The following is a 21,743-nucleotide window of genomic DNA, read 5'->3' as shown; positions in this document are numbered from 1 at the left end:
GGCCATGGGGCTGGGGCAGAAGACTGGTGCGACAAGAGGATTTGGACGAAGGCTGCTGATCGCGGCGCTGCTGTCATCGACGGTGGGCGCGGCAATGGTTGCCGTGCAAGGGGAGGCGCATGGGCAATCCGCGCAGCAGGCGACCTTCAACATTCCGCCCGGCTCGCTTTCGGGCGCGCTGGCGGCTTTCGGCAGGCAGGCCGGGCTGCAGGTCACCTATCTGCCCGAGATCGCCGCCGGCAAGCGGTCGCCCGGCGTCTCCGGCGCGGCGGCACCTGGTGCGGCGCTGGCGCGGATCCTGCAGGGCACGGGCCTGACCCATGCCTTCACCGGCGCCAACACGGTGACGATCAGCGACAGGGTCGCCGCCGCGCACGCGCCGGCGGCGGGCGCGGTGGACGGTTTGACGCTCGACCCGATAACCGTCATCGCCGGCGGCGGCAGTCCCGGCGAGGAACCGTACAGAACAGCGGCTCCCACCGCCTACATTTCAGGCGAAACCATCGAGCGGTTCCGCGGCTCGAGCCCGGCCGACATTTTTCGCGGCACGCCGGGTGTGATGTCGGGCGAGGCGCGCAACGGCGCCGGTTCCATCGACGTCAACGTGCGCGGCATGCAAGGCATGGGCCGCGTCAACGTCACCGTCGACGGGGCGGAAAACTCGCTGCAGGTCTATCAGGGCTACCAGGGCATCTCGAACCGCACCTTCGTCGATCCGGACCTTCTGGGCGGTGTCGACATCACCAAGGGCTCGGATGTCGCATCCTACGGCATTGCCGGCACCGTCGCCATGAGGACGTTGAACCCGTCCGACATCGTCGAGGACGGCAAGACATTCGGGGTGCGGCTGAAGGGCGGCTTTGGCTCCAACACGAGCACGCCCCAGCCTGGCGACAAGGCCGGCTATCTCATCAGCAACCCCCTTGGCTCCACGAATGATCCGAATTCGGGTTATGGAGTGATCACACCCTCCGGAACCGGACTGGATCGGCCAGGCTTGCTGAAGCCCACGCAGGGCTCGGCCAGCATCGTCGCGGCGGTCAAGCAGGAGGACTTCGACTTTCTCGTCGGCTATGCCTATCGTGACCAGGGCAACTACCACGCCGGCAAGTACGGCCCCCACGCCAATCCCGTCAGAACAGGTCCCCAGCCTTACTGCTATGCGAGCGGTGAATGCCCATCCTATCTCCTCTACAGGGACTATGTCGTGAACACCGGCATCGCCAATTATCGCCCCGGCGAGGAAGTGCTCAACACGCAGCTTCAATCCCAGTCCTGGATCACCAAGGGCACTTGGCGTTTCGGTGACGGACAGAGCCTGCAATTTGGCTATACCGGCTTCCGCAGCGAGGCCGGCGACCGGCTGGCTTCAGCGCTCGGCAGCGCCACCGGACAGGCGGTCCAGCAGGCCCAGACAACCGGCACCAAGGTCGACACCGGCACGCTGCGCTACCGCCTCAATCCGGAAGGCAACGACCTGCTCGATCTCACCGCCAATCTGTGGGTGACCAATCTCGAGCTGCGCAACCCGCCGCGCAACGCCTATGGCCAGCGGCCCCCGGGTGTGCCGGCGGACTACCGCACGGGCTCCGATACGGTGATGTGGGGCGGCGAGGTCTCCAACAAGTCCAAATTCGTCACCGACTATGGCGCGCTCGATTTCACCTACGGCCTGACCTACCGCAACGAGGACACCAAGCCGAGCGAATTGACCGACACGATCGAAGGCTGGCTCAACCTGCGCGACGCCGAGCGGCAGGAGGCGGCGGGTTATGCCAAGCTGGCCTACAAGCCGGTGGACTGGCTGACGCTGAATGCCGGCCTGCGCTATTCGCAGTTCTGGTCGCATGACCGGCGCACGCAGGCCAACTCACCCGATCAGTTGAACGCCAAGCCCGACCGCCACGACGGCGGCTTCAGCCCGTCGGTCGGCGTGACGGTCGAGCCGTTCGACGGCACGCAGTTCTATGTCAACTATTCCAATGCCTTGCGCTTTCCCAGCCTGTTCGAGTCGGTCTCGGCCTTCACCATCATCCCCAATCCGAACCTCGGTCCGGAGCGCTCCAGCAATTGGGAGCTTGGCATGAATGTCCACAGGAACGGCCTGTTCACCGATACCGATACCGGCATGCTCAAGCTCGGCTACTTCAACTGGAACGTGAAGGATTATATCGCGCGCTCGTTCCGGTCGTTCCAGGGCGACGGCTACACCTGGTACGGCATGCAGGTCTACAACATCGACCGCGCCAGATTCTCCGGCGTGGAATTGTCCGGCCGCTACGAGGTCGGCGACTTCGCGGCGGATTTCGCGGCCAACTACTATCTCAATGTCGAGTTCTGTCAGCTGAACGGCGCCTGCGACACAAAGACGATGTATGGCGACTACGCCACCAACCAGGTGCCGCCAAAATATTCGCTCGACCTGACGCTGACGCAGAAATTCCTCGAGGACAGGCTGACGCTGGGCGGCAGGGCTTCCTATGTCGGGCCGCGCGTCATCGGCCACGGCCAGGTGACCAGCCAGGGGCTTAGCCAGTTCATTTCGCTGGTCAAATGGGATCCCTACACGCTGGTCGATGTCTTTGCCGAATACAAGCTGACGGCGAACCTGACGGCGACAGCGCGGATCGAGAACCTGTTCGACAGGTACTATGTCGATCCGCTTGGGCTGGTGACCGAGCCGGGACCGGGGCGGACGTTTTATGGGTCGCTGACGGCGAAGTTCTGAGGGCATCGCACAAAGGTCGCGGAGTGGGGCGGGCGTCGTCGGCACCGTGGCGGTTGACCGCGCCGCCCATCCGGCCGATAGGTCCGCGCGAACAGCCCGAGACCTGCAATGACCGACCTCAACGATGCCCCCTATACCGCCTGGCAGGACGATGTCCGCCAGGGCGTGCGCCATGTACGCGACCTCGCCGCCCTGCCGCTTTCGCCCGCCGAGCGCCAAGCCGCGCTGGAGGCCGCCAGCCGGCACAAGGTGCGTGCGCCGAAAGCCTATCTCGACCTGATCGACTGGAACGACCCAGGCGATCCGATCCGCGCGCAGGTCATCCCGTCACCGGGCGAACTGGTGGAAACGGAGGGCGAGCTTGGCGATCCGATCGCCGACCATGATTTCAGCCCGGTGCCCCGGTTGACGCATCGCCATGCCGACCGGGTGCTGTTGTTCCCGACCTATCAGTGCGCGGTCTATTGCCGGTTCTGCTTCCGCAAGGAATCGCTGACCTCGATCGGCCGCGGCTATACGCGCGAGGCGCTTGAGCCGGCGCTGGCCTATATCGCGGACCATTCCGAAATCCGCGAGGTGATCCTGACCGGCGGCGACCCGCTGTCGCTGCCCGACAAGGCGCTGGCCGAGATCGTCGCGCGCATCGAGGCCATCCCGCATGTGCGGCTCTTGCGCATCCACACGCGCGTGCCGGTGGTGCTGCCGGCGCGCATCACATCAGGGCTGGTCGAAGCGCTGCAGGGCCGGCTGATGGTCACCGTCGTCACCCATTTCAACCACGCGCGCGAGATCACAGACGCCACCGAGGCGGCCTGCCGGAGGATGCGGCAAGCCGGCTTCGTGCTGCTCAACCAGAGTGTTCTCCTGAAAGGCGTCAATGACAGCGTCGAGGTGCTGGAAGAGCTCTGCCGCGAGTTGATGTACCGGCTCGGGGTAAAACCCTACTATTTGCACCATGGCGATCTCGCGCGCGGCATGGCCCACCGCCGCACCACGATCGCGCAGGGCCAGGCGCTGGTGGAAGCGCTCAGGGCTAGGCTCTCGGGCATCTGCAATCCCGTCTATGTGCTCGATCTGCCGGAAGGCGGCGGCAAGGTGCCGCTCGGACCGTGCCCTGTCGAGGGCCGCGACGGGGAGAACTGGCGGATACGCGGGCTGGATGGGAAGGTGAGGGAGTATCGGGAGATTCTGGCCGAATAGGGCGGTGCGCTATTCCCCGACGAACGCCAGCACGACCACGCGCGGGGCAATGCGGTAGACGAGGCTGGCGCTACGACCGGTCGTTGTCGTCGCGTAGCCGGCGTTCAGGTCGACGGCGATATCCTCGTAGCCCAGCACCTGGTGGTCCAGCGGATAGACGGCCTTGTAGACCGCTTCCTTGGCGGCAAAGAGGATGCGGCCGGCAAGACGCTGGTCGGCTGAGCCCATCCGGTCCGCGCCGGTTGCAACGAGCGCGAAAATGTCATCGGGCAGAGGCAGCGTCGGCTCGACGTCGATGCCGAGCGAGAGGATCCGGCCGACCGTCGCGACCGCCGCCACGGCCATGTCGTCGTCATGGGCGAGCGAACCAATTGTCCCGTCCGGCCAGACCGGAGCACCGGATGGCGCGCGCGGGATGGCGACGTTCTTGATCCCGATGTCGGCCAGCAGCCGGTGCGCGATCCATCGCGCCGCGCCGCTCGCCCGCCGCATTGCCGGCCGGCGCGCCGGAATGGAGCGCGCCTCCTCGGGCAAAAGATGGGTCTCGTCGCCTTCGCGTATGAGCCGGCATCCGGTGCGGACCCCATACGGGGCGAGGGCGGCCAGCGCTTGGGCCAAGGAGGTTTCCTCGGGCAGATCCGGAGGCGAAGGATTTACGGCAGGCGTCATCGATCGCCCATCGATGCCGGCAAGGCGAGGTTGGCGATCATTTCGCCATCCTCGTCGAGCCCTTCTTCCACGAAACCGGCGGCGCGGTAGAGCTGGCGTGCCGCTTCATTCTCCGGCTCATAGCAGATGGAAACGTGCCTGATGTGGCCGAGCCCGCCGATTTCGCGCAGCACCTCGCGCAGCGCGGCCTTGCCGTAGCCTTTGCCCTGGCTGGCGCGGTCGATCATGAACCGATAGATGCGCGCCTCGTCATCATCGCGTGGCGCCTCGTACATCAGGAACCCGACAACATGATCCCCGGCCATGATCGCGCGCGGCCGCGCGTCGTGATCGGATCTGGCTTCGCGCAGCGAGGCCGCGTTGCTTGCGACGAAATCCATCTGCTCCGGGGCCAGCCGCAGTGCTGTCACCAGCGCGCGATTGGCGGGGGTTACCGGCGCGATCCGGATGTCCGGCGTGCTTCCGGATCGCTCTGTCACATGACCTCCGATGCTCTCGGGATCGAGCGTCAGGATGACGCCGTGGAGCCGTCATCCATGATCGGCTCGACGAAACGATGCAGCTTGGCCGGGTTGCCGCGCCAGATCGAGTTGGGCTCCAGCACTTCGCCCTTCATCACGAAGGAGTCCGCATCGACCATCGATCCCTTGCCCATGACGACGCCGTAATGGACAAAGGCGGACGGTCCGAGCGTGCAACCGTCGCCGATGCGGATGAAGTCCGACTTGAACGCACCTTCTTCCAGCGAATGGGCCTGGATGACGCAGCCCTCGTTGAGCGTGACGTCATCGCCGATCTCCACCAGCGAACGCTCGGTCAGGTTGCTGCCGCCGTCATAGACCCGCTTGCCGACCTTGACGCCCAGCATGCGCAGGATGATCGGCCGAAACGGCGTGCCGGCGAACAGGCGCACGATCGGTGTATCGGCAAGCTTCCAATGGCGTTCGTGGCGCCAGAAGTCGACGTCGTAGATCGTCGTCATCCGCGGCTTCAGCCGCCCAAAGCCAAGGCTTGCCCGCTCGACAAAAATGTAGAACGGAATGGTGATCGCCGAGGTCAGGAGCACGGCGACGAAGAGGGCGACCTCGTTCCATTCGGTGTAGTAGTTCAGCGCGCGGTCCCAGATCGCCAGCGTGGCGAACAGCATGACCCATTGCGTTGCCATGAACAGAAGGATCGTCACCAGGTTGTGGCGGTTCTTGAACGGGATGCGCTGGCGCCGGTCGGCCTCGTCGACGCCGGCGATGAGTTCCTTGTCGCGGTTCACCATGCGCGGGATTTCAAAGGCAGGCGAACCCAGGAGCCCGACATTCTCGCGCACCGGGCCATCGATGGGGATCATCACCTTGGTGCCGAGCAGGACGTTGTCACCCGTGCGGCCATCCGGCGGATAGTAGATGTTGTTGCCGAGATAGTTGCGCTCGCCAATGCGTGTCGGCTCGAGCCGGAACGCCGAGGCGGATTTGTGCACATTGATCATGAACAGCCCGTCGGACACCATGGTCTCGGTGCCGATCTCGCACAGAAGCGGGTTTTCGTGCTGCTGGTTGGAGCCGAAATTGGAGCCGGTCTGCACCACCTTGTTCAGGTTCCAGCCGATGGCGCTCATATAGTGGACGATGGCCGAGCTGTCGCCGAACAGCAGCCCCAGCACGCGCGAGTTGCTCGAAGAATTCGGAGACGGTCTGCAACCAGTAGCGGAAGCCATAGAGCGTGTAGGTGCGGCCCGGCTTCAGGATCAGGCTGAAAACGCGCGGCACAACCGTGGCGGCCAAAAAGGCCACGGCGATATAGCCGAATAGCGTGACCGTGGTGCCGATCGCGACAAGGCCGATCGTCTCCTGATAGTCGTCGCCGACATATTCCCAGTAGCTGTGGAACAGGAGCGGCAGCGGGGTGATGACAGCGAACAGCAGCACCAGCTGGACGGCTTCATAGAGGAAACGCCGGACCTCGTAAGGGTTCGCATTGCGCACCTTGCAATAGTCCGCCGTGGTCGGCACGGCCGGCGATCCGTGCCAGTGCTCGCCGTCGGGAATGCTTTGCCCGCTCTGCAGCGAGGACGAATGGCCGAGCTGGCCGCCGTCGCCGATCGAGGTGTCGATGTCGAGCGTGGAGCCGACGCCGACGAAGGCATCGCGACCAATGGTCAGCGGCCCGGTGTGGATATAGCCGGCCTGGGCCCGATAGCCGAGGATCATCGATTCCTTGCGCAGGATCGTGTTGGCGCCGATCGAAATGAGATCCGTGCAGACGGGCACGGATTTGGATTCGATGACGGCATTGTGCCCGAGCTTGGTGCCCAGCAGTTGCAGATAGATGCTGTAGAGCGGGCTGCCGCGGAACAGCACGACGGGTGCCGTCCGGATCAGTGTCTTGACGATCCAGAAGCGATAGTAACGCCATCCCCAGATGGGGAACGCCTCGGCCTTCCAACGGCCGATGAGCAGCCATTTCGCGGCAACGGCAAAGCCGGACATGCCGAAGAACACGCCGGCCGACAGCGCCACGCACCTGACGTAGAGCTCCAGCGGTTCGTCGAGTGCGTCATAGACCCAGTCGAGGCCGTGGTTGAGGACCCACAGCGCGGCATAGCTATAGAGCAGGTAGAACGAAAGCTGGCCCGCTCCGCAGGTCCAGTAGACAAGGTTCGATGCCTGGCGGGTGAGGACAGGCTCGTTGGTGGCCGTCGTCATCTCTTCCGCCACGCTCAGATGCTTGGCCAGGCGCGCAACGGTCGGATAGAGATAGATGTCGCGCATCGACGTCGTCGCCCATTCCTTGCGGGTGCGAACGCGGGCGCAGAAATGCGCCATCAGCAGCGAGTTCGCGCCGAGGTCGTCGAAGAAATTGTCCTCGACCGAGACCGCGTCGAATTTCAGCACCGCTGCCAGCGCATCCGCCAGGAAGCGCTCGTCGTCATTGCCGGGCGCGACCATCTCGCGGTCGGCGGAAAGCCGCACGCTGGTCGGCTTCGGCAACTGGCGAAGATCCACCTTGTTGGAGACGGTCATCGGGATCGCCGGCAGTTCCTCCAGATAGGAGGGCACCATGTAGTCCGGCAGACGCCGCTTCATCGTCTGGGCGAGATCGGCGCGCGAGAGCGCCGGCGCTCCGGCCTTGGGCGCGTAGTAGGCGACAAGCTCGACGCGGCCGGGCTCGATCTCCCAGGTGGTGACGGCAGCTTGCGCGATGTCGGGCTGGTCGAGCAGAACCGCCTCGATCTCGCCGAGCTCGATGCGATAGCCGCGGATCTTCACCTGGGTGTCGATGCGTCCGGCATACTCGATCTCGCCATCGCCGTTGATCCGGCCAAGGTCGCCCGTGCGGTAGATGCGCTTCGACGGGTTGTTCGGCAGGCCGATGAAATCGGGGATGAATTTCTGTTCGGTGAGGTCTTGCCTGTTGAGATAACCGACCGCGAGCCCGATGCCGGCGATGCCGATCTCGCCCAGTTCGCCAGGCTCGGCGAGTTCCGGCAGCGAAGGGTCGAGAATGACGATGGAGTAGGTGGGCAGCGGCGCGCCGATGGTTACGGGCTTGTCCGGCGTCAGCGCGCCCATGGTCGCGGTGACGGTCGCCTCTGTCGGCCCATAGGTGTTGAGGATCTGCCGCCCGGGCTTGGACCAGCGCACCACGAGATTGTGCGGGCAGGCCTCGCCGCCGACCAGGAGCGTGCGCAGGCTGGGCACGTCGCTCGTCATGGACGACAGCAAGGTCGGGCTGCAGGCCATGCAGGTGATGTCGTGATGCCGCAGGAAATCGGCGAGTTCCTCGCCGACGAGCGGCATCTGGCCGGGTGCCGGCACCACCGTCGCACCGGCGACGAACGGCACCCAGATCTCCTCGGAGGAAAAGTCGAAGGCGATGGTCATGCCCTGGTAGACGCGGTCGCCCGGCCGGTAGCCATAGGATGCGGCGGCGACGCGGATGAAGTTGACGAAGCTCTGGTGCCGGACGGCCACGCCCTTCGGCCTGCCTGTCGTGCCCGACGTGTAGAGGATGTAGCAGATGTCCTCGACTGCGACGGGGGCCGGCGCCTTCCGCGGTTTCAGCGGCGCGTCGGACTGTCTGGAGATCTCGGCGGCGGCGCTGTCGATCAGCACGTGGGGAACCGGCAACTGGTCGGCGCGCGACGCATAGGTGGCGATGGTGACGATCAGGCTGACGCTGGCGTCGTCGATGATCAGCGCCATGCGCTCTTGCGGAAAGGCGGTGGCTAGCGGCACGAAGGCGGCACCCGCCTTCACGACCGCGAGCACCGCGACATAGGTCTCCGCCGACCGGTCGAGGATAAGCCCGACCCGGTCGCCCGGCCGCACGCCGCGCTTGACCAGCAGGCGGGCGAACTGGTTGGCGCGCTTGTCGAGCTCCTGATACGTCCAGACACGTCCCTCGGAGATCACCGCCGGCAGCGTGGCGAATGTCTCGGCAAGCTCTTCGAAGATCGAGTCCAGCCGCTCATCGGGCCGGCCTGCCCGGGCGAAATCCGCGCCGGTCAGAACCTGGCCATGCACGGCCACGGACCGCTGGGCACTTCTTATGAGCGCATCGAAGCTCGCGACGCTGGTTTCGGGCTCTCCGTCCAGTCTTGCCGTGTCCCTGTCGAGTTCGGCGATATCGACACCGTGATCCATTTCCAAACTTTCTCGTCCTGGCCGCGCATCGCCCGGCTGTTCATGCCGCCGTTCGAGCAGGCATTTTCGGCTGTGCCGCCGCTGCGATTTGACCCTTGTTGGTGAGGACCGAAGCTTCCAAAAAGGAAATCCCCGCAGTCCCCCGCGGGATGGTTATGGCATCCGATCTTTTCGCCAGTTTTTCCGAACTGTTGAAACTTGTTTCTGAATTGTGTCTGAGCGAGACATCGCGAACACGGGGAGGGGCCGGAGGAATCGGCCCGCGATGGCGTAAAACCCGGTGTTGTCGCGGCCCGGTATGCATGCCTATGCTGCGCGGTTCGCGGAGGAACGTGGCGGATGGCATCGGGAGGCAACGGTCAGGACGTGGTGCCGGGGAGGGCTCCCGTGGGGCGCGGGGTGCCGCGTTCCGTGCTGGACACGGCGGGCCTGGCGCCCAGGGACGCGGTCGCGCTCTGGCAGGAGAACATGGGTTTCTTCTATGACGTTCGCCTGCGCAATGGCGGCGACGACCGGTTCCATGTCCATGCGGAAGCATTCTATTTCGGCGAGATCGCACTCAGTTCGTACCGATGTGTCGCGCAGAACTTCGACCGCTCGCGCGCCCGCATCGGACGCGACGGTCTCGACCAGATCACCGTGCAGGTCTGCCTGCGGGGCAGCCACGGCCGGCGCGATGGCGGGCCGGATGAAAAGGCATGCCCGGGCGACCTGATCGTCTCCGACCTGGCGCAGGCCCAGTCGACGGGGACGTCCGGCATCGACAGCCTCAACCTGACCATGCCGCGCCGCCTGCTGGCGCCGCTTCTGAAGGCGCCGGACGAGCACAATCTGCGCGTCATCCCAGGCAATGCCCCTTTGACGGCGCTGTTGCGCGGCCATCTGCTCGGCCTCTACGAGGCAGCGCCCGCCATGAGCGGCCAGGACGCCGAAGCGGTGACCAGGCCGACGCTGGACCTTGCCGCCGCGGCCATCAATTCGGCCGTGGCGGAGGCAAACGCCGCTTCGGTGCAGCTGGCGCTGGCCGGTGAAATCCGCCGCCACATCGACAGGCATGTCGGCAGCCGGGACCTTACCGCCGCAACGATAGCCGCGCTGTTCGGCATTTCGACACGCAAGCTCTATTACCTGTTCGAGCCGTATGGCGGCCTTTCCAGATATATCCAGGAGGAAAGGCTGCGCCGCTGCCGCGCCGAGCTCGTCGATCCCGCCCGCCGGCACGAAGCCATCGGCGAGATCGCCGACCGCTACGGCTTCGGCCACCGCAAGAGTTTTGTCCGTGCTTTCCGGCGTTGCTTCGACATGACGCCACGCGAGATGCGGGCGCTCGCCGCGCAGGGGCGCGGCCTGCCCGCGGGACATGGGCCGGACCGCACCCTGTGGCGCTGGATCCGCGACCTCCGCTAGGGCCATGCCTGGGTCGCGCCGGCCAGCAATCCGGTGCCGGTTTTGCGCCCACGGCCACATTCCTTGCGCGTGCCGCCACATTTGCGCGGAGCGTTCACACAAGCCTTGAATTGCCGCCGCCGCCCGCACGAAAACCAGTCGGAAGAACGGGGGGCGGACACAGGTGGCCAGCCAGGACAATGTCATCGTCCTGTCCACGGACGAGATCGCGGACCGCGAGCGCGAAGCGGCCGTGCGCGAATTCTACGGCCGCATCTGCATGCGGCTGGACCTTGCTCCGCTCGATCGCGGCGCGCTGCATCTGAGCGCCTCCACCCTTTTGCTGCCCGGGGTGAGCGTGGCCGAGGGCACGGTCTCGCCGATGGCCTGGGAACGCACGGCAGCCTTGCGGCAGGACGCCAATGACGATCTCGTCGTGTCCTGGATCGCGGGTGGCTGGGGCTTCGACACGCCAGGCCAGGGAACCGTGGAGACGCCGGCCGGCGCACCCTGCATCATGCCGATGGAGGAACGCTGGCGCGCCAGGGCGCCAGGCGGGGACTGGACCATCTGCGCCCGCTTCGACAGGTCGACGCTCGAGCCGCTGGTGCGCCATGTCGGCGATCTCAGGCCCGACGCGATCAACCCCGGCACGCCGGAGGCGCGGCTTCTCCTGGCCTACGTCACGGCGGTGGCGCGCGGCGGGATGAGCGCCGGGCTTGCGCCGCTGGCCGCCCAGCACATTGCCGATCTGTTCGCCGCGGCGGTCGGAACCAGCCGCGAGGTGGGCGAGGTGATCGCCGGGCGCGGCGTCCGCGCCGCGCGCATCGAGGCCATCAAGCGCTATATCGAGGAGAATTTGCACAGAGCGCGGCTGTCGGCGGAGATGGCGGGAAGGGGCCTTGGGCTCAGCCCGCGCTACATCAGGCGTCTTTTCGCCGAGGAAGGGCAGGGCTTTTCCGACTATGTCATGCAAAGGCGGCTGGAGCGGATCCACCGGCAGCTCGCCAGCCCGCTTTTCGCGGCAAGGCCGATCGCCGATCTCGCCTTCGAGGCCGGGCTGGTCGAGCCGTCGACCTTCTACCGGCAGTTCCGGTCGCGTTATCGGATGACGCCTTCCGAGGTGCGCGCCGGCCTGGCGCAGTGAGGCGCCTGTTCCGTCAGTGCCATCCGCCTGTGCCGCCCGTGCGATACGCCCATTGCTTGGCATCCGCATAGTCGCACGGCGGACGCGGTGCCGGAGGCACGCGCGGGAACGGAGGCTGGGCGGCCGGGCCTCCGCGACATCAGGAAACCTGGCCACAGGAGGCAACAATGCGTGCGGCGAAAAGGTGGATTCTCGGTATCTCGGTTTTCTGCGCCCTTCTTCCAACCGAGGTCTTCGCGGCCTACAAATGCATGAACCCGGCGATCTGCAGGGCTGTCTGCGGCAGCGAGACATGCGGCAAGATCAGCGCCAGCAATCGCGACATGAAGGCGCTGGACCTCGGCGCGTCCGGACAACTCGCCGCCTCCAGCGGCGGCTCTTCATCCGGCACCAGTTCCAAGAAGACCTACACCTGCTCCAACGAGGCGATCTGCATCGCGGTCTGCGGCAAGAAGACCTGCCCGTAAGCGGCGCCGGCCTGGCGCATTATCGGAGGCGTCGGCGCCCTGCGCCGGCGCCTTTTGTGTGTTTGTGCGATGCACCTGGCGGAAAGCGCCTGGCTGGCCGCGCCGCCGTGAAATCCTCTCTTTCAAAAAAATCTCACCGCCCCCGGGAATAAAGCACCACCCCGCCGGGTCTTCACTACAGCGGGCCAATACGGCCCGCGACCCAAAGAAAACGAAACAAGGATTTTTGGAAATGACCAAGCTCGCTCTCGGCGTGGCTGCGATGTTGCTTGCCTCGAGTGCTGCTTTTGCCGGCAGCGACCATTTCAACGCCGACACGGCAAACCAGCCGCTTGCCGCCGTCGACAGCAACGCCACCGCCTCGATCCCCCACAAGGCGCGTCAGAACAAGGTCGACACCAAGGTGACGACCGGTCCCAGCCAGACCGCTCCCCAGACTGATGCGGGTGAATTCGTCGGCCCGCCTGTGCCGGGCAACTGAGTTCAGGGGTCGCGACCCCTCCTCGAGGTCCCGACCCGGTCCGCACTCAGGACGGAGGGCCATGTGGCGTGGCCCTCCGTCACCCCCGGAATTTCTCGCCTTCCGACTTTTGCCGCCACCGCAACCCCACAGGAGACCACCATGTTCAGCATGACACGCCGCACAGTGCTTCAATCCGCTGCCGCCGCTGCCGCCTTCGGCCTTGCCGGCAAGCTCGAATTCACGCGTCCCGCTTTCGCGGAGCTGCTGGTCGAGCCGACCATCGGCTTCTACAAATACACGGTCGGCGATATCGAGGTGACCGCCATCTATGACGGCATCTGGAAGAAGCCGCACGACCCGGCCTTCATCAAGGACGTCTCGGTCGACGAGACCAAGGCAGCGCTCGCCAAGGCGGGGCTGACCACCGACTTCATGCCCATCCCGCTCACCGTCGTCGTGCTCAAGATGGGCGGCAGGCTGATCATGATGGATGCGGGCTCGGGCGTCGGCCAGTGGCAGGCCAACGCCACGCACCTGCCGGCCAACATGGCCGCCGCCGGCATCGACTACAAGGCGATCGACACCATCATGATCTCGCATTTCCACCCCGACCATGTCTGGGGCCTGATGGAGAAGGGCACCAACACGCCGGTGTTCCCCAATGCCGAGCTGATCGTCAACGCCACCGAATACAATTGGTGGACCGATCCGAGCCGGCTGGCCAAGCTGCCGGAGGGGCGCAAGCCGGCGGGCAAGCGCATCGCCGAAAACTTCCCGAAATGGAAGAACTGGAAGCTGGTTCAGGACGGCGCGGAAGTGGCGCCCGGCATCCAGATCATCGGCGCGCCCGGCCACACGCCGGGCCATTCCGTCTACCTCGCCAATTCCGGCAAGGAGCAGCTGATGATCTCGGCCGATACCATGTATGTGCCGGCCCTTCTGGCGCCGCACCCGGAATGGCAGGGCAGCTACGACCAGGATGGGCCCACCGCCATCACCACGCGCCACAAGATCATCGACCGGGTGATCGCGGACAACATCCGCATTTCCGGTTCGCACTTCCCGTTCCCGGGCACCGGCGTCTTCGTCAAGGACGGCAATGCCTATGGCTTCACACCGGTTCAGATCTGAACGCGGCAACCCAAACCAAGCGAGAAAGACAATGAAACAATCCTGTCTGGGCAAGCACGCCCTCTACGGCCTGCTCGGCGCCATTGCCGTGCTGACCGTGGTTCCCGTCGCGACGATCATGCCGGCCTATGCGGTCGACGACATCGAGGGCACTGATGCGCCCGACCTGACCGCCGTCCAGGCCAAGATCGCCGCCAAGGACTACAAGGGCGCGCTGGCCGATCTGCGCGACCTCGCGCAGGACAACCAGCAGGCCGACGTCTACAATCTGCTCGGCTTCACGCTGCGCAAGACCGGCGATTTCACCACCGCGCTGACCTATTACAACAAGGCGCTGGAGCTGAAGCCCGACCACAAGGCCGCCCGCGAATATCTGGGCGAGCTCTATGTCGAGACCGGCGACATGGCCAAGGCCAAGGAGCAGCTGGCCTCGCTGCAGAAACTCTGCCCCGCCGGCTGCGACGAGCTTTCCGACCTGCAAAAGGCCATCGACACCAAGGTGACGCAGTAAGACCGCGACGCATTTCCTTTCCCTCCGCGGGGGCGGGGGAGAGGTGGCCGCGAAGCGGCCGGAGTGGGGGACTGGCCCTGACCGCTCCAGTCCCCCACCACCAGTTCGGGCGCTCGTGGCTGGCGCCCATTGCCGGAGCCGGCGCCTCTCCCTCGAGCCGGCTCCGGCCTTTTCGAACAACCGACATCGCAGCGCCATCCGCGCGCCCGACCGGGCGGGCGGCGCCCGCCTGTTACCAAAATTGGCTTGTGCCCAAAAATTGGAGGCTGACCATGACACCCAATGACATCGCCGCGAAGCTCACCGGCCTCGCCACGAAATACCACATCAGGGACGTGGCCCTGCTCGCGGACCGCCTGCTTTTGTCCCTCATCTTCCTGCATGAGGGCGTGACACTGGCCACCCATTTCGAAGCCGCCGCCAAGGCGATGGCAACTCAAGGTGTCGGCCTGCCGCTGTTCGTCGCCACCATCGCGCTGCAACTGGGGGCAGGGCTCTCGGTGGCAACAGGCCTGCTGACGCGGCTGGGCGGCATCGGGCTCGGCCTGTTCTGCCTGTCCACGGCCTTGCTGTTCCACATCAACTTCGCCAGCCAGAACGAGCTGCTGCATTTCGAAAAGGACCTGGCCATATCAGGCGGCATGTTCGTGCTGGCCGCCGTCGGCGCCGGCAGGCTCTCGCTGGACCGGCTGCTGGGGCTCTATCTGCAAAAGCGCCGGCGCGACAAGGAAATGGTCGCGGCATTGCTGGCGCTGGAGAACGACTTCACGGTGGATGTAAGGCTGCCGGTTTGAGGCGCGCGCAGCGCTTTCCTGCCGCATTCCACGCAAAATCCCACTCTCCGGGCGGTTCTTACCACGCCGGCACCCACGCTGGCACAAACACCGGCCCCTTATTGAAGCCGCCAACAGCGCAACAACGAACCGAGCGCTGAAACCGGCAACCGCAAGCATCCAGTGAGGGTCGCGGCTGGCCGGTTCGCCTGAGACCATGAACAGACAGCCTCAAGGACGCGTGCGGGCGGCGCGTCGAGGTCGATGTCACCTTTTGAAAGATGGAGACTTGAAATGAAGAAGATCATTTTGGCTACTGCTGCGTTCCTGTTTGCCTCCGGCATGGCTTTTGCCGGCAGCGACCATTTCGGCTCGGACTTCGTCCCCGCCGTCAGCAGCTACCCGACCACCACCCATGCGATGATGTCCGGCGGCGCGGTCGACCAGGGTATCACCAAGAGCATCACCGACAGCGCGGCCGGGTCCAATGCGACCTCCGGCATGCCCGCATCGGGCTATGGCCAGGGCATCTGGGGCCGCTGACCTCAAAGCCGGCCAGCACGGCCGACAGCCAGGCGGCGGGCTTGCCCGCCGCCTGGATCGTTTCATCCGGGCGAAAGCGCGATGATGATCGGATGGTCGCTGAGCGTAATTTCCAGCGAACGCAAATTGCTCAGTGTTTGGATGGGGTCGACGCCAATTGTTGGATCGTAGGTTTTTACCGACATCTGCTTTTCGCCGAAATGGATCGTCAAGCGGTCCTGACCGGTCAAACGTTCGTTCCACACGACAAGTTGGAACGTGCCGTCGCTGTGCTGCAGGAGCAGGTCGTGAACGGTTTCGGGTTGGTCCGCGATGGTGAAGTCGAGCTGGCCGGGTTTGGCGAGGGCGCCTTTGTCCGCCAAAATCGTCGTAAGGTTGTGAAGGTAGATGGCGGCCATGCGGGGTGAATAATCAGCCTTGTAGAAGCCGAAAGACTGGTTGCCGCCTTCGTCGGTACGGTCCCGCAACAGATAGACCGATGTGTAGGCGTAGCCGCGCTTGAACTGCGCAAGGTACATGCTCATCAAGTTCAAGCCGTGCATTTGTTCCGTGACCATGCCTCCGATCGCCGCCCCGGTCTCGGTCGTGACCCGCGGCAGCGTATCGAGTTGCTCCTGGGTGTAGCCCAAAAACCCTCTCGCCCAGGTGACGCCGAAGTTGCCGAACAACCCGTCCACCCTGGATGCGGCGGTTGGATCGGCGGCGCGCCACGTCTTGTTGTCCGCCGGATACGGCGAATGCGAGTGATAGATGTAGTTGTGCACATTGGCGTAGTCGGCATATCTCGTGCCGTCCGGCATCCGGGTTTGCGCGCCGGGCGGGATCGTCAGGAACTGAAGACCGACATTGTCCCGCTGCGCACCGGGTTCCGAGATCGACCAGACAGGATACTTCGCAAGCACAGGATCACTTTTGACAGCCTGGTAAAGATCGCGCTGAAGCTTGGCGACGGCCATCCACGAAGGCTCCCTGCCGCCGCCTTTCTCGCCCTGATAGGTGACGCCCCAGTTGTTCGGCTCGTTGTTGCCCTCGAATGCGAGCAGCGCGCCGGCTTCGGCAAGCACCTTGCCCGTTTCGACCAGCTTCTTCACGTCGGTCCCCCCACTGACCAATCCCCAGTTCAGCAGCACTCCGGTTTCGCGATGCAGATCGAGAAAGGTCTGGATGGTTGTGGGGCCGTCGTCGCTCAGACCTTCTATTCCGGCCCTTACCCATCGAAAGCCGCAATAGCGGACCATCTCGATCGTCTTGGCCAATGGCTGGCCTCGATCGGGGAATGTGGAAACGACGCCGATGCTGTTGAGAAAGTCGTTCGTCGCAACGGCGGTTTGGGGTGCTGCAAGCGCATGGCGAGGCGATATGGGTGCCAGCGCCAACCACGCGCCGACGAGGAAGTGAAGCATTTTGGAAGTGGTGATCATCGCCTGGGACTCTAACCCACGTCTTTGCAGGGCGCATCGCCCACCTTTGGTTGGCCCGCCTGCATGATCGCGTCCGAACGGGCGATCTTCTCGACGGTTCATGGCGCCGAGGTCGCAGCTGATCCGGCCGAGCACGGCGGTGGCCACGCCGGTGGGCCCGGCGCCTCGCTGATGCGATCCGACCCGGGCCAGCGATCACGCAAAATTTTTGGATCGTTCGCGCAGGCGCGGCGTTCTTCCCGAACACCAAGGGAGAACGACGATGACCGACGACCGCAACGACAAGATCCGAGACCGCGCCTACGCCATCTGGCAGCGCGAAGGCGGCGCCCATGGCGACCACGAGCGCCACTGGCACCAGGCCGAAATGGAGATCGACCGGGAAGCAGCCCTGCCGCTGACGGCCGATGATGCCCTGCCGCAGACCCGCGAAATCGCCAGCACCGACGTGCTGGAGGTCGAGCAACTGGCCGTGCGCACCGGCCTGTCGGGCGACGAGGCGCAGGACCTGATCGACCGCCTGGGCGCCGACCGCGCGGCGACGGAACAAGCCGCCCGCAGCCTCAAGGCCAGGCGCAAATCCTGATCGATCCTGGACAAGGGAGAGCGATATGATCCGCAAACTCAAGGACGGCAAATACCGGCTTTATTCCCGCAAGAAGGACGAGAAGACCGGGAAACGGCGGAATTTGGGGACGTTCGAGACGCGGGAAGCGGCGGAGAAGCATGAGAAGGAGGTGCAGTATTTTAAGAGGCACTGAGGGGGTGGGTGCTACCATATCCTGGCGGTTGCAATGTCAGTAGGTCTTGCACCCGCCAGTCTCCGGTTTTGGATGGCGCGGCTAGCCGCCGAATAAGTGAGCAAGCCGCTTGTGCAATCCATCAAAGAACGGTTCCATGAACCGCAATTTGAAGAGGTCCGCAAACGCAAGAATCGTCATAACGGATAGGATGCCACTCAAAACCCACAAAGTCCTGGAAGAGTGAGCTTCTTCATTTTGTAGGAGAAAGGCATCGCCTACAACCCAAACTAGTGCCAGCAATAACAAGACCTTCAACCCCGTCACCACCCGATGTGCGCGCACACTGGCCGTCCTTTTCTTCTCGTCATCGAGTTGAGCCCGGATTTCAGCTTTAGCCTCCGCAACGGCTACATCAACGGCGCTTCGCTCACGAAGGCGCGCGTGCTCCAACTCCTCAACCTTGGTCTGCTCCATCTGTTGCACGATTGAAGCCTTCTCTTCCTCGGCCCGCTTTCGATGATCAGCTAGTCTCGCCTCTTGCTCCTCGACCATGCGCTTCTGTTCGGCTTCGGCCCGGCTCAATATCTCGGCCATATTGAGCTGACGCATGATGGCGGAACTACCAAAACTCTCGTCCTGTGCAATCCTGCGCGCGGCCTGGATGGTCAACGCGTTAGTGCCATTGCTTGAATAATCCTCCAATGAGTCGGAAACGACTTGCTCTATGCCCTCGCGGAAATACTTGAACCATTCTGCGTCGGGCCGAACTGCGGCGAAGCAGTTGGTCAAAAGCTCGCGCCCCGCCTTCTCAGGCGGAATCGTCTGATCTTTCAGGAGCCAGGCAATGGTGGCCATCTGCCCGAGCGAGATAATTGGAGGGAAGTTGTTGTAACCAAGCATCCGTTCCTCGATGAGGAAGCGCCTCGACGCATAGGCGAGAAAGGTGTTGGGCGTCACGAAGACGTACCCGCAATCCGCGAGATCGCGGGTTCTGTTACCGCGCCGCAGTCGCATAATCCATGCGAGAAAACCAGAAGTCATTGGTGCGGTTCTTCTCGCTGTATAGGCGTCCGGACTTCCTTGCTTGGGTGACGAGATAAGTGGAGAAGCCCGCCTCATCGATTTGAAAGCGAGCGGCATCGGCAGCGTTGGATTCCAGCGTTCCCGCTGGAAATATATTGAACCGTGCCAACTGCTCGGGAAAGTTATTCTGCAACATGCGGAGGCTGGTTGTCGTAACCTCTCCGTCCGCGATCGCGGCCGCCGTCTCACCCTCCAATTCCCCTCCCGTGTCTTTAACGTACACGATGGTATTTAGGATGTTGGATACTTCAGCCTCGTTGCCAGAGAAATATCGAATTTCCATCCCAAGATCTTGCAAGTAGCGCGTCAATTCCTCAGTGGCCACTTTCAGACTCTTGCCGGAACATCCCAACTGCCGAAGCAATACGGCGGTGTCGTACAACACCGTCACAGGTTTATCGAGGCTGAGTGTGCCGATTTCCGTGATTGACGAGATGAAGTCCTCAATCAATACGCCCATGAAGATGTGGACAATTTTTTCAAAATGCTCGGGTGAGTCCGTGTTCAGCTTGCGGATAAAAGTGGCGACAACCGCCATCTCGGCCGAACTGGGATCAATTAGCGCCCCTTTTATCTTCACAATACCTGCAGCGCCCTTATCAGTACGGACCCGCAAGAACGCGATAAGTGCCTGTCCCCATGTCCCCGACGGTGGGGGCTTCACCGTGAAGCCAACCGTCTCAGCGTAAGCTGCTAGCTCGGCAGTAATGTCATCGAACTCGGTCTCAATCTCCGACTTAACAACATCGAATTTGCTCTCGTGTGGTACGGCAAAGTGGGCCTTAACCTGCTGACGATATGCCACAAAGCCTTGCTGAGCGAGTGCCTTGATAAGTTGGTCAATCGCGTACTGAGGGATGTCAAAACCGAAGTCCTGTTTGAGGTAAGTCTGGATGCCCTGGGCTGTGACTTGCTTTCCGGCAATCTTGTTCGTGTAGGGCGCGACGAACGGAATAAGGCAATCGAGCGCATCGCGTACTGGGTTTGCGCTGATCTCCGTGCGCCTAAAAGCTGCCCATAGGAATGCGTATGCCTTCGCCTCCCTATTAGCGCCCTTAAGCTCGAATAATTCATCAATTGTAGTTTTAGCTTCAGCGTCCACCCGGAAATCCCCCATGCCTACTTTGAGGTAGTGTCGCGACACATGGGTATGAAAGCAAGGGCCTACAAATGAGCCAACGAGAGGCACGCGCCAAGCGGTTTGTACTTGGAGCGATGCGTTTGCTGATTCTACTTGCCAAGCCTCTGAGATGGAGAGCCAAACGACTCCGATGCGATCCCTTCGGCAGCCCTACTAGGTTCGTTAGAACGGCCCGGGGGTTGGATCACTGGATCGGCGACTCGCCGGGCTATTTTTTGCCGGACAATAAACATACACAGCACCGCAGTTACCGATCTTGACGATATTTCGGGCGTTCTAAGTCTTCGGCGGACCGCAGCGCCCTTTGAGGATGGCAATCTCGGCTTCATGATCACCCCCCGACATCGACGCCACCGGCACGCCAATCAAGAACACGCCCAACGCATCTCCAGTCGCAGCCTTATTCTGCTGGTTGGATATGACGGCCAGGCGCTCCCTATCAGCCTGTGTGCAAGGGCCTGAATTTGGAATTCCCGAAATCCTCTCCGGCGGCGTGGCGCAGCCTGCTAGGCCGGCCAATACCGATATTGTCAAAACAGCGCATTTCACTATTCCCCCACTTTTCAATAAATCCACCCGCCGGTACCATTACGTGGTGCATGAATTCGCACAAGTATTGGGCAGCGTGTTACACACGACTATTTTTGACAACAGGCGCTGGCCATTCTTCTCACTTGAGGTTTTTATGGCAGTGGCGTTGAGGCTACCGAATGCGCAGCCGGCTCATTCGCTGAAAAGGTCGGCAGGGGCTCTGTCAGGAACCTTAATTTCAACGGTCCTTAACCCTCCCTCATTAACCATTCGTTAACCATTCCCTCGCTAGCGTTTACCTCTCAGTAAGGATTCGCCAGCCGTGACCTTTGCCGCTCCCCTCGAGGCCAAATCCATTCGCTTTCGTGCCCGTTCTTTCGTCGCTTTCACATTGACCCCGGAAGCGCCCATGGTGGAGTGGTTGCAGGGGCTGGATCATTGGATCGGCAACTCGCCGGGCTATTTTGCCGGGCGGCCGGTGTTGCTGGATTTGAACGTGCTCAAGCCCGCGCCGAGCGAGATCGCGGCCCTTGTGGCGGAGCTTGGTACGCGCGGCATTCGCATCTATGCCATCGAGCTTGAAGGGGCTGTGCTCGGCCCTGAACTGCCGCCGCTGCTGGTCGGCGCCAAGGAGGCGACGACGGATGGGTTGTTGCCGGGCCGCAAGGGTGGGCAAGAGGGTTCCGGCACATCGGACAGCAAGGCCGAGGGCAGGGCGTCTGACCACCGCATGGACGCGCACGCCGGCAGCGTTGCGAAGGGCAAGGCTGGCGCAAGCAAGATTGGGGAAAGCGAGCCGCAGGTTTCGCACTATGATTCGGGCACGCTGATGATCAAGGCGCCGATCCGTTCCGGCCAGGCGATCATGCATGCGCATGGCGATGTCATCGTGCTGGGCTCGGTCGCGTCCGGTTCGGAGATCGTCGCCGCCGGCTCGATCCATGTCTACGGCACGCTGCGCGGGCGCGCTTCGGCGGGTGCGCTGGGCAACACCAGCGCGCGCATCTTCTGCCGCCGCAACGAGGCGGAGCTTCTGTCCGTCGACGGCTGGTACATCACCGCCGAGGAGATGGAAGGGGTGTCGCGCGGAAAACCGGTGCAGGCCTTCCTCGACGGCGACGGCCTGCGCGTCGAGACTTTGAGCTGAAGCGACTTGGGAGCTGGAGCGA

General features: G+C 63.4%; 18 protein-coding genes and 1 pseudogene. 13 read left to right on the top strand and 6 right to left on the bottom strand.

The features are described 5' to 3' along the window. The first annotated feature begins 4 nt into the window (after window positions 1-4). Window positions 5-2,728 (top strand): TonB-dependent receptor, encoded by a 2,724-nt coding sequence (locus AC1VON_RS27250; RefSeq protein WP_206681921.1) that lies wholly within the window; start codon window positions 5-7, stop codon window positions 2,726-2,728. Between the two features lie 108 nt (window positions 2,729-2,836). After that, on the top strand, window positions 2,837-3,928 hold the full coding sequence (locus AC1VON_RS27245; protein ID WP_483125496.1) for a KamA family radical SAM protein: 1,092 nt from the start codon (window positions 2,837-2,839) through the stop codon (window positions 3,926-3,928). Window positions 3,929-3,937: 9 nt separating this feature from the next. Here AC1VON_RS27245 and AC1VON_RS27240 read toward each other — a convergent pair whose 3' ends face one another. From AC1VON_RS27240 to AC1VON_RS27230, 3 genes and pseudogenes are all read right to left on the bottom strand, one after another. Beyond that, window positions 3,938-4,546, bottom strand: coding sequence for a 4'-phosphopantetheinyl transferase family protein (locus AC1VON_RS27240; protein ID WP_483125495.1), 609 nt, complete (start codon window positions 4,544-4,546; stop codon window positions 3,938-3,940). Window positions 4,547-4,593: 47 nt separating this feature from the next. Further along, window positions 4,594-5,076: a GNAT family N-acetyltransferase gene (locus tag AC1VON_RS27235; protein WP_483125494.1), complete on the bottom strand. Its 483-nt coding sequence runs from the start codon at window positions 5,074-5,076 to the stop codon at window positions 4,594-4,596. A gap of 29 nt (window positions 5,077-5,105) precedes the next feature. Then, window positions 5,106-9,234, bottom strand: a pseudogene (locus tag AC1VON_RS27230) (Pls/PosA family non-ribosomal peptide synthetase). Window positions 9,235-9,573: 339 nt separating this feature from the next. Here AC1VON_RS27230 and AC1VON_RS27225 point away from each other — a divergent pair. The 8 genes from AC1VON_RS27225 (at window position 9,574) to AC1VON_RS27190 (ending at window position 15,655) form a co-directional block, all read left to right on the top strand. After that, entirely contained in the window at window positions 9,574-10,641 is a 1,068-nt protein-coding gene (locus AC1VON_RS27225) for a helix-turn-helix domain-containing protein (RefSeq protein ID WP_483125493.1), read from the top strand. A gap of 163 nt (window positions 10,642-10,804) precedes the next feature. Then, window positions 10,805-11,767: an AraC family transcriptional regulator gene (locus AC1VON_RS27220; protein ID WP_483125492.1), complete on the top strand. Its 963-nt coding sequence runs from the start codon at window positions 10,805-10,807 to the stop codon at window positions 11,765-11,767. Between the two features lie 167 nt (window positions 11,768-11,934). Further along, window positions 11,935-12,234: a hypothetical protein gene (locus AC1VON_RS27215; RefSeq protein ID WP_172349503.1), complete on the top strand. Its 300-nt coding sequence runs from the start codon at window positions 11,935-11,937 to the stop codon at window positions 12,232-12,234. 232 nt (window positions 12,235-12,466) lie between these two features. Continuing rightward, window positions 12,467-12,715, top strand: coding sequence for a DUF680 domain-containing protein (locus AC1VON_RS27210; RefSeq protein WP_483125491.1), 249 nt, complete (start codon window positions 12,467-12,469; stop codon window positions 12,713-12,715). A gap of 141 nt (window positions 12,716-12,856) precedes the next feature. Then, window positions 12,857-13,828 (top strand): MBL fold metallo-hydrolase, encoded by a 972-nt coding sequence (locus AC1VON_RS27205; RefSeq protein ID WP_483125490.1) that lies wholly within the window; start codon window positions 12,857-12,859, stop codon window positions 13,826-13,828. Between the two features lie 31 nt (window positions 13,829-13,859). Continuing rightward, window positions 13,860-14,339 (top strand): tetratricopeptide repeat protein, encoded by a 480-nt coding sequence (locus AC1VON_RS27200; RefSeq protein WP_483125489.1) that lies wholly within the window; start codon window positions 13,860-13,862, stop codon window positions 14,337-14,339. Window positions 14,340-14,611: 272 nt separating this feature from the next. Beyond that, window positions 14,612-15,133: a DoxX family protein gene (locus tag AC1VON_RS27195; protein ID WP_483125488.1), complete on the top strand. Its 522-nt coding sequence runs from the start codon at window positions 14,612-14,614 to the stop codon at window positions 15,131-15,133. Window positions 15,134-15,406: 273 nt separating this feature from the next. Then, the gene (locus AC1VON_RS27190) at window positions 15,407-15,655 is read left to right on the top strand and encodes a DUF680 domain-containing protein (RefSeq protein ID WP_172349508.1); all 249 of its coding nucleotides are present in this window, start codon (window positions 15,407-15,409) and stop codon (window positions 15,653-15,655) included. A 62-nt stretch (window positions 15,656-15,717) separates the two neighbouring features. On the opposite strand, the gene AC1VON_RS27185 is transcribed toward AC1VON_RS27190, so the two are convergent. Further along, a complete protein-coding gene (locus tag AC1VON_RS27185) occupies window positions 15,718-17,076 on the bottom strand; it encodes a glycosyl hydrolase (RefSeq protein WP_483125487.1) in 1,359 nt (452 codons plus the stop codon). Window positions 17,077-17,338: 262 nt separating this feature from the next. Here AC1VON_RS27185 and AC1VON_RS27180 point away from each other — a divergent pair, with 262 nt between their 5' ends. Both AC1VON_RS27180 and AC1VON_RS27175 read left to right on the top strand, forming a co-directional pair. Then, the gene (locus AC1VON_RS27180) at window positions 17,339-17,662 is read left to right on the top strand and encodes a DUF2934 domain-containing protein (protein WP_172349510.1); all 324 of its coding nucleotides are present in this window, start codon (window positions 17,339-17,341) and stop codon (window positions 17,660-17,662) included. Between the two features lie 25 nt (window positions 17,663-17,687). Continuing rightward, window positions 17,688-17,837, top strand: a complete 150-nt coding sequence (locus AC1VON_RS27175) for a hypothetical protein (RefSeq protein WP_140773983.1) — start codon at window positions 17,688-17,690, stop codon at window positions 17,835-17,837. A gap of 81 nt (window positions 17,838-17,918) precedes the next feature. Here the strand turns inward: AC1VON_RS27175 and AC1VON_RS27170 are convergent, their stop codons facing one another. After that, window positions 17,919-18,776, bottom strand: coding sequence for a hypothetical protein (locus tag AC1VON_RS27170; RefSeq protein ID WP_483125486.1), 858 nt, complete (start codon window positions 18,774-18,776; stop codon window positions 17,919-17,921). Window positions 18,777-18,813: 37 nt separating this feature from the next. Further along, the gene (locus tag AC1VON_RS27165) at window positions 18,814-20,004 is read right to left on the bottom strand and encodes a hypothetical protein (RefSeq protein WP_483125485.1); all 1,191 of its coding nucleotides are present in this window, start codon (window positions 20,002-20,004) and stop codon (window positions 18,814-18,816) included. Between the two features lie 892 nt (window positions 20,005-20,896). Between AC1VON_RS27165 and minC the strand changes: the two genes are divergently transcribed. Then, window positions 20,897-21,721, top strand: a complete 825-nt coding sequence (gene minC, locus AC1VON_RS27160) for a septum site-determining protein MinC (protein WP_483125484.1) — start codon at window positions 20,897-20,899, stop codon at window positions 21,719-21,721. Window positions 21,722-21,743: the final 22 nt, after the last annotated feature.

This window comes from Mesorhizobium sp. HAY1-8B, assembly GCF_056868045.1.
This window is presented reverse-complemented; position numbering and strand designations above follow the sequence as displayed.